Consider the following 13,376-nt stretch of genomic DNA (forward strand, 5'->3'; position numbering starts at 1 on the left):
ACCGATGGCGCCGCGGTTTCTCATCTCGCGCGGTGACGAGCCGGAAGATCGTGGCGGCTTGCGACACCGACCATCGCGTCGAATCGACGACAACCCGACATGCGCCCGGCAACGATGCCGAGATCAGCGAGACCGCATGTGCTGCAGCGCGATTGGTGACCAACAGAAGGAGTGTCCTCGTGACCACCACCCGTAATTACGCCCCCCTCTATGCCGCAGTCGGCGCCGGTGACTATGCGTTCGCGCAGGTCACCGAGAAGATCACCGAGCTCCGTGAGCGCACCGAGGCCGCTGCCGAGACCGCGCAGACGCGTCTCGAAGCCCGCTACAGCGAGACCAAGGCCCTCATCACCGATCTGCCCGAGACGGCACAGACCCGCTTCGACGAGGCCAAGACCCGCATCGAGTCGCTCTCGGAGGAAGTCCCGACCGAGATCGAGGAGATCCGCGGCAAGCTGACCGCCGACGAGCTGAAGAAGCTCGCCGACCCGTACGTCGAGAAGGCCACCGACTTCTACAACACGCTCGCCGAGCGTGGCGAGGCCACCCTCGAGCGCCTGCGCAAGAAGCCGGTCGTCCAGGAGAACCTGTCTCGCGTCGAGAAGGTCTACAACGACGCAGTCGACCTCACCGAAGACGCCCTCGGCGTCGTGTCCTCGCAGACCCGCCTCGTGGGTGAGCGCGCCGCCAAGCTGGCCGGCCGCGTGAGCGAAGAGGTCGAGGACGTCGCCGTCGCCATCGAAGAGGCCGGCAGCGACATCAAGGAGCAGGCCGACGACGCGGCCAAGGAGATCGACGGCGCCGCAGGCACTGTCGAGGCCAAGACCCGCACCGCCAAGGCATCGCCGGCCAAGAAGGTCGAGGCTGCCAAGGACGAGTCGGTGCCGCCGGTCAAGAAGGTGCCCGCCAAGAAGTCGCCCGCCAAGAAGGCTCCGGCCAAGAAGGCGACCACCGCGAAGTAAGCAGTCGCACAACTCGATACGACGCCCCCGCTGAGCTCAGCGGGGGCGTCGTCGTGTTCGCGCTCGGTTGTTTCCTTCCCGCTGATCGAGCTCAATCAGCGCGAGGGAAGCGGTCGGAGCCGGAGGGGAAGCGTCAGGCGGGAAGTCGTCGTGGTTCCGGGAACAGCTTCAACCGCTCAAGCCAGGGGCGCAGGAGATCAACGAGTGCGCCCTCCTCGAGGACGGACCACGTCCAGCGCACGACGACCAGCCCGAGTGCGCGAAGTTCGTCCTCGCGAAGCTTCTCCTGGATCACGCTGTCGGCCACCGTCTTCCCCGGCTCGAGGAGGCGCCCGTACTTGACCATCCCGTCGAACTCGCCGACGAGCTTCTCGTCCCAGTCGTAGTCGGCGCGATATCGTCCGGTCCGCCCGCGGAACTCGCCTTGCAGGCGAGGTGTGGGCAGTCCTGCCTCAATCATCTGCGCGCGACTCCACGATTCGCCGACGCTCTCGGATCGGCTGTCCGCGTGCCTCAGCGCGCGGCGGGCAATGCGGACACCCTGGCGTCGACGGCCGGCCAGGGTCTTCTCGATCAGCGTGCGATCGGCCCCGGCGCGAAGAGCGTGATCGAAGACGGTCAGCGCCTGGGCGAAGTCACCCGAGGTTGCGACGTCCACCGCTGTTCGTTCGATGCGGGTGACCAGGACGCCGTCGACCTCGGCCAGTTCTTCATCGGTGACGACCCCCGAATGTATGTGCCGTATGTTCCGAATCGATCCACCGGACTCTCTCCCGTTGGTGACGTGGACCCGCTCGATGTTCGGTTTCAGCAATGGCAGGCCGTGCACGGCCGCTGCCGAGGCGTGGCTCAGCGGCAACCGTCGTTCCGGATCTCCGGACGTCGACAGGGCGATCGCCTTGAGCTTGTGCAGGCGTTGTGCACCGTCGTGACCGTCGAAATCAGTGGAGTTTTCGACCGCCACACCGGGATACAAGCGAACGAGATCACCGCGTTTGACCGCGGCAGCCAGCTGATTGTCGGCGAACGCTGCGTCGAGGGCGGCGCCGCGTCGGATGAGGCCGTACTGATCGAGGGGATAGTGCGTCATGTCTATTCGACGCACCGGGGCTCCGTTCGGCTCCATCCGGCGTAGGGGATTTTCTTCCCGCTTCCCCGGTTTCCTTCCCGCCGATTGAGCTCAATAGGCGGGAGGGAAACGGTTCAGCGGGAGGCGACGGGGGTGCGTGGTGTGTGGCGCTACCGGCTCGACGGGCGTGGTTGTGTGGCAGCGAGGGGATCAGTCCGACGCCGCGAGTCGTTTCTTCTCGGCCTCGACGTCGAAGTCCGCCTTGGGCCAGTCGAGGTCGAGCCCGGCCAGTGCGTCGGTGAGCAACTCGCAGACAGCCAGTCGGGCAAACCATTTGCGGTTCGCCGGGATCACGAACCAGGGCGCCGAGTCCTTGTCGGTGAGGTCGAAGATATCCTGGTAGGCCTCGAGATAGTCATCCCAGTGGGCGCGCTCGTCGACGTCACCAGGGTTGTATTTCCAGTACTTCTCCGGACGCTCGAGGCGCTCGGCGAGGCGGGCCTTCTGCTCGTCCTTGGACACCACCAGACAACACTTGATGATCGTGGTGCCGTTGTCGACCAGTTCGGACTCGAACTGGTTGATGATGTGGTAGCGCTTCTCCCACTCCGACTTCGGTACGAGGTTGTGCACCCGGACGGGTAGCACGTCCTCGTAATGCGACCGGTCGAAGATTCCGATCCGACCCGCGGGTGGCAGCGCCTTGTTGATGCGCCACAGGAAATCGTGCTGCAACTCTTCCGGGGTCGGCTTACCGAATCCCTTGATGGACAACCCCTGCGGGTCGAGGAGGCCGCCCACGTGCCGGACGATGCCACCCTTGCCCGCGGTGTCCATCCCCTGCAGCACGAGCAACACCGACCGGTGATCACCGGTGCGGCCGTTGGCGTACAGCAACTCCTGCAGATCGGCCAGCGTCTGACCGCGCTCGGCGAGAAGCTCTGCCCCGGAATCCTTGTCACCGTCGAATCCGGGCGTGGAGTCGGCGTCGAAGGAGGCGATCGGTCCGATGGTCCGGGCGCGGAGTGCCTCCACGGCGGGTGCCGTCCAAATCTTGCTCATGACAGGTCCTCTCGTGACGGGATTCGATCGTCGACGTCCACCTGGCGTGATAGTGGGAACAGTGGTCCGCCGCCGAACGCCGCACGATGCGAATCCGGCGGTGTCCCATCGTTGTTCACGATGCCGTAGCGGGTGCCCAGTTCGGCGGTGACGAGGGTGTGGCCGTTGTGTGCGGCGAGATCCGGGTCTCGGGCGAGGCGGGAGATGACCCGGCCCACGAACTCCGGGTCCTCGGCTCGCTGCAGCGAGAAACCGGCGAATTCGTCGATGCCGAGCGACAACAGCAATTCGGTGCGGATGAGGCCGAGCCACAACGAGATCGCGGCGACGCCCGTGTCCTTCAGCTCGACGGCCATGTCGGCGGCCATCTTGTCCAGTGCGGTCTTGCTCATCCCGTAGAGCACCGAATGCAGGTGGCCGCGGGACCCGAAGGACGAGATGTTCGTGATCAGACCCCGTCCCGCCTCGGTCATCATGCGTGCCGCATGAACCGACGAGACGTAGTGCGCGCGTAGGCCCACGCCGATCAGGGTGTCCCAGTCGTCGACCGGGCGTTTCCAGAACGGGTCGGAGAAGCCGCCGAATCCCTTGGGCGCTGCCCAGGCGTTGTTGACGAGGAGGTCGAGTTGCCCACTCGAGGAGGCGATCTCGGCGAAGGTCGCGGCCACCGCGGCGTCGTCGGTGTGATCGCAGCGCAGGGCGAGGGCGCCGTCGGGTCCGGTGCCGTGGCGGGAGGTGACGTAGGTGGTCCAGCCGTCGTCGACGAGTGCACGGGCGATACCGTGACCGACGCCCCGGCTGCCCCCGGTCACCAGCGCCACCCGGCTCACAACCCCCCTCCCGCGTCGGACGGTGCCTCGCGCGCGGGTTCGGTCAGCGGTGGGGGAGCGGCGAGGAAGGCCTCCCGCGACCCGTCGACGGAGGCAACGCCCACGATCGCGCTCCACACCATCATCGTCAGGTAGTCGACGACCTGGTCGGCGTCGAGCGTGCGGCTGGTCATCCACCAGTCGACGACGTGCTGGATACCGCCGACGAGGGCGTGCGACCACAGTTCCGCACCCGTGGTGTCCGCGCCCCGGTCGGCCATGCGCATCACGATGCTGCTCATGACCAGCTGCGACACCAGGCGTACCGAGTCGGCCGGGGCGGGTGACGACGTGGGCGAGCTGGCCAGCGCGAAGCGGTACAGGTTGGGTTCATCGTCGACCGCGTGGACGTACACGCCGATGATCGTGTGGGTGAGGGTGTACTCGTCGACGTCGTCGGAGATCGCCTCGGTCAGGCGCGGCCAGATCGTCGTCTCGAAGAAGCGCACGGTGGTCGCCACTCCGACGTCGCTCTTGTCGGTGAAATACCGGTAGAGGACGGTCTTGGACACCCCGATGTGCGCGGCGATCTCGTCCATCCCGACGTCGGCACCGAGCTCGCGGATCGCGGCGATGACGCCGTCGGTGAGCTCGGTGCGGCGTGCGAGCTTGTGCTTCTCCCAGCGCTGCTTGCGGCCGTCGGGTTTGGCGCCGGTGTCGGTGACGGTGGTCAGCACCTGTTCGAGGCCACGCGTCACGTTGGCCGCAGCCGCCATCGCTGCACGCGCAGCAGCTGCGGGATTCGGGCGGTTGGCCATCACGACGCCAGCGTAGTCGGTTGATGGGTGACACTGGTGCCATGGCATCGACAGTCATCGAAGGAGCCGCGGGACAACCCGAGGGTGTGCCGAAGGCGCCGTCCGCCCCTGGATTCGGTGGGGACAACGCGGGCGACGCCGGCAGGCGCAGGGACCTCCGCAAGATGAAGGCGGTCGCGACCGGCTTCCTGATCTTCGCGGCGGTGGTCTACCTCTTCACCCGCTACCTCGAGCACCGGGACGGTACCGACGTCGCCGCATGGGTTGGTTATGTGCAGGCGGCGTCCGAGGCCGGCATGGTCGGCGCGCTGGCCGACTGGTTCGCGGTGACGGCCCTCTTCCGGCATCCGCTCGGCATCCCGATCCCGCACACCGCGCTGATCCGCAAGAAGAAGGACGACATCGGCGACCAGCTCGGCGGCTTCATCGAAGAGAACTTCATGACGCCCGAGGTGGTGGTGTACCGCGCTCAGCAGATCGACCTGCCGCGGCGGTTCTCGACGTGGGTCGCCGACCCGCGCAATGCCCCGCGGATCTCCGGCGAAGCGGCTCGCGCGATCCAGCTCGCGTCGGAGATGCTGCGCGACGAGGACGTCGAACAGCTCATCCAGGCGGCTCTCAAGTGGGTGGCCGAGCCAGAGTGGGCGCCCCCGACCGGCCGCATCCTGGAACAGCTCATCGCCGAGGACCGTCTCGAACCGGTCTTCCAGATGCTGTGCGATCGCGCCCACGAGTGGGCGATCGGCAGCCAGGAGCTCATCGACCGCGTGGTCGACCGCGACGGGCCGCAGTGGACGCCGAAGTTCGTCAACACGCTCGTCGGCGACAAGATCCATCGGGAGCTCGTCGACTTCACCTACAAGGTGCGCTCCGACCCCGACCACGAATTGCGTCGGGCCATGCACGAGTTCGTGGAGAAGTTCGCCGACGACCTGCAGCACGATCCCGAGATGATCGCGAAGTTCGAGAACATCAAGATGGAGCTGGTCGGACGTGACGAGGTCACCGGTGCCGCGTCGACCGCATGGAAGACCGGCAAGGCCGTCATCGAGCAGATGCTCGACGACCCCAACAGCACGCTGCGAAACACTCTGTCGGACTCGATCATTCAGTTGGCCACGAGAATTCGCGATGACCGTCCGCTGCAGGAGAAGATGAACGGCTGGGTGGCGCGGGTCGCCCATCACATCGCCGCCAACTATTCGCAGGAGATCATCGCGGTCATCACCGAGACCGTGCGCGGCTGGGACGCCGACGACACGAGCCGCAAGATCGAACTCCAGGTGGGCCGCGATCTGCAGTTCATCCGCATCAATGGCACCGTCGTCGGTGCGCTCGCCGGTCTGGCCATCCACACCACGTCGGTGCTGATCTTCCACTGACACGGGATTAGCTGTGTGCTTGCACGTGCTAGCACCGACGCCGATACTGGGAAAGCGTGCGTGGCCGGGTGCGGCAGTGGGTATCCGGCCGGGGCGCCGCGATGATCGACCCCTGGAACGGAGCGTGATGAAGCGCGAGAAGGACAAGGCTTCCGTCGACGCCGTCGTGGACGGCCGGGCCGACTCCGGCGACCACGTGTCCGAGGACGGCCCGACGGCGATGGCGGTCGAGGCCGTGGAAGCAGTGGAGGCGGTGGCGACCGCCGCGCAGGACGCGGTGACGAATGCGGCCCAGGACATCGGCGCCTTCATCCGGTCCCAGCGTGTCGCCGCCAAGGTCTCGCTGCGGCAGCTCGCCGAACGCGCCGGCGTCAGCAATCCGTACCTCAGTCAGATCGAACGGGGATTGCGGAAACCGTCCGCCGACGTCCTCGCTCAGATCGCCAAGGGTCTGCGGGTGTCCGCGGAAGTGTTGTACGTCCGCGCAGGAATTCTCGAAGAACGCCCCGCGAGCCCGGTCCGTGATGCTCTGATCGCAGATGACTCGATCAACGAGCGTCAGAAACAGATGTTGCTGGAGATCTACGAATCCTTCCGGAAGGAGAATTCGATCTCCCCGACAGACCATGAGTAGCTGAGTCACCAGCTACTGGTGGGCCCGAAGCATCGCCGAGTCCTGAGAAGCCGAGTTCCGAGAAAACTGAGGCAGGAGTAGCTGAATGAGCGAGAACCCGTTGACGACAGCCGTGGGACAGGTGGCCGCGTTGCTGGCCGAGGTTCGTGAGCGTGGCGAGGCGGCGAGCGAACAGGCCCAGTCGAAGCTTGCGGAGACTGTCGGGACAACCCAGTCGAAGCTTGCGGAGACTGTCGGGACAACCCAGTCGAAGCTTGCGGAGACTGTCGGGACAACCCAGTCGAAGCTTGCGGAGACTGTTGAATCCACTCAGGCGAAGATCGCTGGTTCCCGGGACGAGGCGCAGGCGAGGATCGACGAGGCGCTCGCGACCGCGCTGGCCCTTTTCGAGGAGGCCAAGACGAAGCTGTCGACCCTGCCGGTCGAACTGCCCGCCGAGATCGAGGAACTGCGTGCCCGGTTCTCCCCGGATGAACTGCGCAAGGTCGCCGAGGCCTATCTCGCCGTCGCGGCCGGTCTCCTGACGTCGCTGTCGGAGAGGCGTGACGAGGCCGTCGAGAGGCTCAAGGCGCAGCCGGTCGTCGGGGAGAATCTGCCGAAGCTCGAGAAGGTCTACAGCGACGCGGTCGGTCTCACCGAGGACGCGCTGGGAACGATCTCCGAGCAGACGCGCGCCGTCGGTGAACGGGCGCTCCGGCTGGCCGGGTTGGCCGACGACGGCGGACCCGACGGGACGAGTCGCGACGCCAGCGCCGACGCGCCGGTGCGCGCGGTTGCCGCGCCGGCCCCGGCAGAAGACGTCGCTGTGGCGGAGGCGCCGCCGAAGAAGGTCGCGGCGAAGAAGGCCCCGGCGCCGAAGGCGCCCGCCGAGACGACACCTGCGGAGAAGGCGGCGGCGAAGAAGGCTCCGGCGAAGAAGGCTCCGGCGAAGAAGGCACCTGCGGAGAAGGCGGCCGCGACCAAGGCGCCGGCGGAGAAGGCGCCGGCGAAGAAAGCCGCAGCCAAGAAGGCACCGGCGAAGAAGGCCCCGGCCAAGACCGCACCGGCGAAGAAGGCCGCGGCGGTGAAGGGTGCCGCCGAACGCGCCGCGGCCAAGAAGGCACCGGCCCGTAAGGCCACCCCCGCCAAGGCGGCCACGAAGAAGACGCCTGCGGCGAAGAAGGCGTCCGCGGCGAAAAAGACCGCCGCGAAAAAGACCACAGCCAAGAAGGCGCCCGCCAAGAAAGCGCCTGCCAAGAAGGCTGCTCCCAGCGCCGACTGACCCGTGCGCGCATATTCCGGCCGCGCGCGCCGTCGTAGGCTGCTGCGGCAATCGAGGCGCACGGGACTAGAGTGTTCGGCGTGGACTTCTTCGGCGTGTTGGCCTATGGCCAGAGTCTGATCATGTTGGCCCTGACCGTGGTAGCGGGGGTCGCGGCGGTCGTCGCGCTGATCCACGCGGCCATTCAGCGGCCCGACGCGTTCCCGGCGGTCGACCGGCAGAGCAAGGTGATCTGGGTGGCGATCCTGGCCGGCGCCTCCCTGTTCATCTGGTTCTTCGGGGCGGTGAGCTTTCTGGGCATCATCGGCGTGGTCGCGATGCTCGTGTACCTGGTCGATGTGCGCAAGCGGGTCGACGACATCCAGGGCAAGTCCTGGTTCAGCAAAAAGGCCTGATGCATCGTGGCGGAGTATCGGATCAATGACCTCGCCGAGGCGTCGGGGGTCAGCGTTCGCAACATCCGGGTCTATCAGGACCGCGGACTGCTTCCGCCGCCCACCATCCGCGGCCGTGCTGGCTGGTACTCCGACCAGCATCTGGTCCGACTGAACCTCATCTCCCGCATGCTCGAACGCGGGTACACCTTCGCGACCATCAGCGAGCTGTTGCACGCGGCCCACCACGGTATGCGTGTCGAGCAGATCCTGCGGGGATCGCCGAAGGGCGGTCGGTTCCGCAACTTCAAACGCGCGGCGACCATCACCATCACCGAGTTGCGCAAAACCCTCAACGCCTCGGATCGCTCCATCGCCCTCAGCCAGAAACTGGGTCTGCTCGCCAAGGACGGCGCGCACTACGCCATCCGGAACCCCGAGTTGCTCGAGGGCGCGGAGATCCTGGTGAAGAGCGGCATCGACATCGACGTGCTCCTCGACCGCTGGGTGCGGGTCCAGGAAGACCTCGAGGACGTCGCGACCAGCTTCGTCTCGATCATCACCGACAAGTACTTCGACGAGAACCTACCTGACCTGGGTGAAGCCGGCGTGAGTGAGATGGCCGACCTCATCCAGACTGTTCGTCCGATGGCGCACGAGATCGTCGAGACGACCTTCCGCAAGGCACTCGACGAACAGATCTCCAAGGCCATCGGGCAGGCGGCGACCTACTTCGACGCGGCCACCGCGGACGACGAACCGGACACCGCGACGCTGGGTTCCACCGGTGACCAGCCGGGCCCCGGCTATGAGACAACGGATATTGGTACATTGAACACCGACACGGGACGCTGAACGCGGCGTCCCCGCCCGGGGTCTCCATCGCGGACGATCCCGTCCGAGGTTGAGGGGTGCCGGTGAACACGAAGTCGTTGAAGAGGGTCGGTGGAATCGCGACCGCGATCGGTGTGGCAGCGGTGGGGGTCGGTGTCGGCACTGTCCTCGCCGGGATCGCCCGTGACGCGCTGCGCGCCGAAGTCGCGGTCGACGACGGTCCCGACGACCTGCTCACCGCACCCGACTCCCCGCCCCGGCGGTTGCCGGTCCGCAGCTCCGACGGCACCCTCCTCAACGCGGAGGTCTACGGGGGTGACGACGACGGCGACGTCATCGTGATGGTCCACGGATGGACCTGCAACTCCGCTTACTGGTACCCCCAGATCAATCACCTCGCCTCGTCCGAGGGCGGCAGGCGACGGGTCGTCGTCTACGACCAGCGTGGCCACGGACTCAGTGAACGTGGTCGCCGCCGTCCGACCGTGGCCATGCTCGGACAAGATCTCGACGCCGTGCTCGAGGCGACCGTTCCGGCGGGGCGTCGCGCAATCCTGGTGGGGCACAGCATGGGTGGGATGACCATCATGTCGTGGGCGGACCAGTATCGCGAGAAGGTCGGGACGCGTGTCTCCGCCGTGGTGCTCGTCTCGACCGCTGCCAAGGCGGTCATGGAGAATCACGCCCTCGTGCCGGTCGATCTGCCCGCGTATGCGCGGCCCTTCGCGCCTCTGGTGTCCAAAGCGATCACCTCGGTGCCGGTGCCGATCCCCAAAACCTCGTACGGCGTTCGGTTTTCGCATTACATCGCCCTGGGGCCCAACGCACGTAAGGCGCATGTCGACTTCGTCGACGAGATGATCGGCGCGTGCCCGCCGCGCGCACGCGCCGGCTGGGGATCGGCGATGGGCAAACTCGATGTGACGGCCGGGCTGGCCGCTCTGTCGGTGCCCACCACCGTCGTCGTCGGGACCGAGGACCGGCTGACACCGCGCAAGCACGCCGAGCAGATGGCAGAGGTGTTGCGGCGCAACGGTTCCCTCCGGGAACTCGTCGTCTACGAAGGCGTCGGGCACATGTCGAGCATCGAGGCCGCCGAGCGGTTCAACGAGATGCTCGACGAACTGGTCACCGAGGTCTCGCGTACCGAGCAGCGGGTCAGCTGAGCCCGCACCTCCGGACCGTCGTCACAGCGCGCAGTTCACGAAGACCGGTTCCGGTCGAAGTGTGACACCGAAGGCGTCGAGCACACCATCGCGGACCTCGCGCGCCAGAGTCAAGAGCTGCTCGGTGGTGGCCGAACCGCGATTGGTCAGTGCCAGAGTGTGTTTCGTCGACAGGCGAACCGCGGCGTCGGCCCCCGGGTAGCCGCGGACGAAACCCGCCCGCTCGATCAACCAGCCCGCCGACAGCTTGATCGCGGTGGGGGAGCCGTCTGGCGTGCTCGGTTGCGGACCGGCCGGATAGGACGGGATCGCGACGTCGTCGCCGACCCGTCCCGCGATCCGTTCGAGCACGGCCGGGGCTTCCTCCCCGGGGATGATCGGATTGGTGAAGAACGATCCCGCACTCCAGGTGTCGAAGTCGTCGGGGTCGAGGACCATCCCCTTGCCACGACGCAGACCGAGAACCGCCTCGCGCGCGGTCACGGCGTCGACTCGTTCGCCGGGTTCCACGCCCACCTTCGTCGCCAGCTCGCGATAGCGGATCGGCTGACTCGCACGGTCGGCGTTGAGCCAGAACGACACCGCGACCACCACGAAGTCGTGGCGGTGCTTGAGATTGCTGGTGCGGTAACCGAGCCCGAGTTCGGTGGGCGAGACCCAGCGCAGGGTGCCGGACCGGCGGTCGAGAACCTGGACCGACCGCAGGATGTCGGCGACCTCGACGCCGTAGGCCCCGACGTTCTGAACCGGGGTCGCACCGGCGGCACCGGGAATCCCCGACAAGCACTCCAGCCCGCCGAAACCCGCCTCGACGGTCGCGGCGACCAGGTCGTCCCAGCCCACCCCCGCGTCGGCGACCACATGCGGACGGCCCGACTCGCGGCCCGAACCGAACTCGATGCCGCTGCTCGCGAGCACCACGGCGGTGCCGTCGAAGCCGGCGTCGCCGATCACGAGATTGGAGCCGCCACCGATGACGAGCACGGGTTCGGACTGCTCGTCGAGCTCCAGGATGGTCTCGACGATGCTGCGCGTGTCGGAGCAGCGCACGATCTCGCGGGCGGGGCCGCCGAGACGCAGGGTGGTCAGCTCGGCGAGGGGTGCGCTCAGCGGCGTCTGCGTGTCGGTCACGCGTTAAACGTTAACCGGCGAACGGTAGCGTTCTCTCCATGGCGAGCAAGCTGCAGCACCTGGACTCCTACCCGTTCTCCACCGAACGGCTCTGGGCGATCTTCACCACAGAGCAGTACTGGCACGATCTGGTGGAGCGGATGAACGCCGGTCACGGCCACGTGGAGAAGGTGACCATCGCGGGCGACACCGTGACGGTCGAGATGAACCAGGGCATTCCCGCGGAGAAGCTCCCGTCGGCGGTCACGAAGATCATGCCCGGCGACCTCCGGATTCCGCGGAGGAACACATATCGGCTGGTCGGAGACCGAATCGTGGCCGAGATGCACGCAACGGTCGAGGGCGCGCCGGTGCCGGTGAACGTGTACGGGACCATCACCACGTCGGGCGATCCGGCGACCAGCGACTGCGAGGCCGAGGTGTCGGTGAACCTGCCGATGTTCGGTGGGAAGATCGAGAAGGCCGTGGTCAGCGAGCTGGTCGGCCTGCTGGAGCACGAGCGTGGCCACACCGTCGATTGGGATTCGGAAAATCGGCTGACGTAGCCTGGTCGTCATGGCACGACGGCTCAGCTACTCCGCTCGCTACACCCATCCCGCGGAGAAGCTCTACCAAGCGCAGAGCATCAAGCAGTACTGGGACGACATGATGGCGGGATTCCAGATGATCTCGCCGCACTGCGAGGTCGCCTCCTTCTCCTCCGACGAGACCGGCGTCCGGGTCGTCCTGAAGCAGCACATCGGACGCGACCAGCTGCCCCCGCTCGCGCAGACGGTGATGATGAAAGACATGGTCATCACGCGTGAGGAGACCCTCGGTCCGTTCGATCCGGACAACACCAAGGGCACCTACAACGCGTCGATCCCCGCTGGTCCCGGCAGCCTCAACGGCTGGCAGGAACTGTTCCCGACCGACGAGGGCTGCACGATCCGCCGGACCAGCGAGGCGAAGGTCTTCGTCCCGTTCGTCAACGGCAAGCTCGAGCAGATGATCCTCATCAACCTCGTCGACCTGTTCCGCGCCGAGGCCGAATACGCCAAGGACTGGATCGACAAGAACTTGTGAGTCGTCTGGCCGCTCCTATCGGCCGGGTGACGCGCGGGACCACCAACATCAACCGCCTGCGTCGGGTGGATCGGTGGATGGCGCATGAACCGGCGGTGATCGCGGCGCTGGATGCCGCCCGTCCGCTGGTCGTCGACCTCGGGTACGGCGCACGCCCCGACACGACCGTCGAGATGGCGGGTCGGCTGCGTCGCGTGGCCCCGGATCTGCAGATGGTGGGACTGGAGATCGACCCGGCACGTGTCGTCGAACCGCGCGACGGTGTCCGGTTCGCCGTCGGCGGTTTCGAGATGGCGGGTCTGCGTCCCCGCGTGGTGCGCGCCTTCAACGTCCTGCGGCAGTACGACGAGGCCGAGGTCGACGCGGCGTGGTCGAGGCTGCGTGCGGCCCTGTCACCGGGTGGCGTGATCGTGGAGGGAACCTGCGACGAGATCGGTCGGCGGTGCACCTGGGTGCTGCTCGACCACACAGGCCCGGTGAGCTTGACGCTGTGTTGGGCGCCCGAACACTCCGATCGCCCGTCCGACCTCGCCGAACGCCTGCCCAAGTCGCTCATCCACCGCAACGTGCCGGGCGAGAAGATCCATGAACTGCTGACGCTCGCGGACCAGTGCTGGGACATCGCCGCCCCGCTGGCTCCGTACGGACCGCGGGTGCGCTGGCGTCATGCGCAGGACCTGCTGCGTGAGCGCGGCGTGGACTGCGTGGTCACGCGCCGCCGGATGTCGGACAACGTGCTGACCGTTCCGTGGTCAGTGGTCGCCCCGTCGGAGTAACCCCGAGGGAACCTGTCGGCACAGCGGGTGTCG

General features: G+C 66.9%; 15 protein-coding genes. 10 read left to right on the forward strand and 5 right to left on the reverse strand.

All coding sequences use genetic code 11. From position 1 onward, the window contains the following. Positions 1-179 precede the first annotated feature (179 nt). Complete coding sequence (locus NWF34_RS14525; protein WP_258325352.1) at positions 180-962, forward strand: heparin-binding hemagglutinin; 783 nt, start codon at positions 180-182, stop codon at positions 960-962. A gap of 133 nt (positions 963-1,095) precedes the next feature. On the opposite strand, the gene NWF34_RS14530 is transcribed toward NWF34_RS14525, so the two are convergent. The 4 genes from NWF34_RS14530 to NWF34_RS14545 form a co-directional block, all read right to left on the reverse strand. Further along, a complete protein-coding gene (locus NWF34_RS14530; protein ID WP_258325353.1) occupies positions 1,096-2,052 on the reverse strand; it encodes a hypothetical protein in 957 nt (318 codons plus the stop codon). Between the two features lie 189 nt (positions 2,053-2,241). Further along, entirely contained in the window at positions 2,242-3,093 is an 852-nt protein-coding gene (locus tag NWF34_RS14535) for a polyphosphate kinase 2 family protein (protein WP_258325354.1), read from the reverse strand. Beyond that, on the reverse strand, positions 3,090-3,923 hold the full coding sequence (locus NWF34_RS14540; RefSeq protein ID WP_258325355.1) for an SDR family NAD(P)-dependent oxidoreductase: 834 nt from the start codon (positions 3,921-3,923) through the stop codon (positions 3,090-3,092). Before NWF34_RS14540 ends, NWF34_RS14535 begins: the two co-directional genes overlap by 4 nt. Then, on the reverse strand, positions 3,920-4,720 hold the full coding sequence (locus NWF34_RS14545) for a TetR/AcrR family transcriptional regulator (RefSeq protein WP_024500210.1): 801 nt from the start codon (positions 4,718-4,720) through the stop codon (positions 3,920-3,922). The genes NWF34_RS14540 and NWF34_RS14545 overlap by 4 nt, the downstream gene beginning before the upstream one ends. Before the next feature lie 41 nt (positions 4,721-4,761). Between NWF34_RS14545 and NWF34_RS14550 the strand changes: the two genes are divergently transcribed. From NWF34_RS14550 to NWF34_RS14575, 6 genes are all read left to right on the forward strand, one after another. Further along, entirely contained in the window at positions 4,762-6,102 is a 1,341-nt protein-coding gene (locus NWF34_RS14550; protein WP_258325356.1) for a DUF445 domain-containing protein, read from the forward strand. Positions 6,103-6,229: 127 nt separating this feature from the next. Then, on the forward strand, positions 6,230-6,736 hold the full coding sequence (locus NWF34_RS14555) for a helix-turn-helix domain-containing protein (protein ID WP_024500208.1): 507 nt from the start codon (positions 6,230-6,232) through the stop codon (positions 6,734-6,736). A gap of 85 nt (positions 6,737-6,821) precedes the next feature. Then, complete coding sequence (locus tag NWF34_RS14560; RefSeq protein WP_258325357.1) at positions 6,822-7,997, forward strand: apolipoprotein A1/A4/E family protein; 1,176 nt, start codon at positions 6,822-6,824, stop codon at positions 7,995-7,997. Between the two features lie 71 nt (positions 7,998-8,068). Then, positions 8,069-8,392 carry a DUF2516 family protein gene (locus NWF34_RS14565; protein WP_006438739.1) on the forward strand — a complete coding sequence of 108 codons (324 nt, stop codon included), beginning with the start codon at positions 8,069-8,071 and terminating at the stop codon, positions 8,390-8,392. A gap of 6 nt (positions 8,393-8,398) precedes the next feature. Continuing rightward, the gene (locus NWF34_RS14570) at positions 8,399-9,226 is read left to right on the forward strand and encodes a MerR family transcriptional regulator (RefSeq protein ID WP_258325358.1); all 828 of its coding nucleotides are present in this window, start codon (positions 8,399-8,401) and stop codon (positions 9,224-9,226) included. Positions 9,227-9,288: 62 nt separating this feature from the next. Then, positions 9,289-10,371, forward strand: coding sequence for an alpha/beta fold hydrolase (locus tag NWF34_RS14575; protein ID WP_258325385.1), 1,083 nt, complete (start codon positions 9,289-9,291; stop codon positions 10,369-10,371). Positions 10,372-10,392: 21 nt separating this feature from the next. Here NWF34_RS14575 and NWF34_RS14580 read toward each other — a convergent pair whose 3' ends face one another. Beyond that, entirely contained in the window at positions 10,393-11,502 is a 1,110-nt protein-coding gene (locus NWF34_RS14580) for a UDP-N-acetylmuramate dehydrogenase (protein ID WP_258325359.1), read from the reverse strand. Between the two features lie 38 nt (positions 11,503-11,540). Between NWF34_RS14580 and NWF34_RS14585 the strand changes: the two genes are divergently transcribed. The 3 genes from NWF34_RS14585 to NWF34_RS14595 are packed head-to-tail and all read left to right on the forward strand — an operon-like array spanning position 11,541 to position 13,343. Continuing rightward, positions 11,541-12,047, forward strand: coding sequence for a DUF2505 domain-containing protein (locus NWF34_RS14585; protein ID WP_006438735.1), 507 nt, complete (start codon positions 11,541-11,543; stop codon positions 12,045-12,047). Positions 12,048-12,057: 10 nt separating this feature from the next. Further along, the gene (locus NWF34_RS14590; protein WP_258325360.1) at positions 12,058-12,567 is read left to right on the forward strand and encodes a DUF2505 domain-containing protein; all 510 of its coding nucleotides are present in this window, start codon (positions 12,058-12,060) and stop codon (positions 12,565-12,567) included. Positions 12,568-12,593: 26 nt separating this feature from the next. Continuing rightward, the gene (locus tag NWF34_RS14595; RefSeq protein ID WP_258325361.1) at positions 12,594-13,343 is read left to right on the forward strand and encodes a class I SAM-dependent methyltransferase; all 750 of its coding nucleotides are present in this window, start codon (positions 12,594-12,596) and stop codon (positions 13,341-13,343) included. Positions 13,344-13,376 lie beyond the last annotated feature (33 nt).

Origin of the sequence: Gordonia sp. GONU, assembly GCF_024733855.1 — a bacterium.
GTDB classification, from domain to species: Bacteria; Actinomycetota; Actinomycetes; order Mycobacteriales; family Mycobacteriaceae; genus Gordonia; species Gordonia amicalis.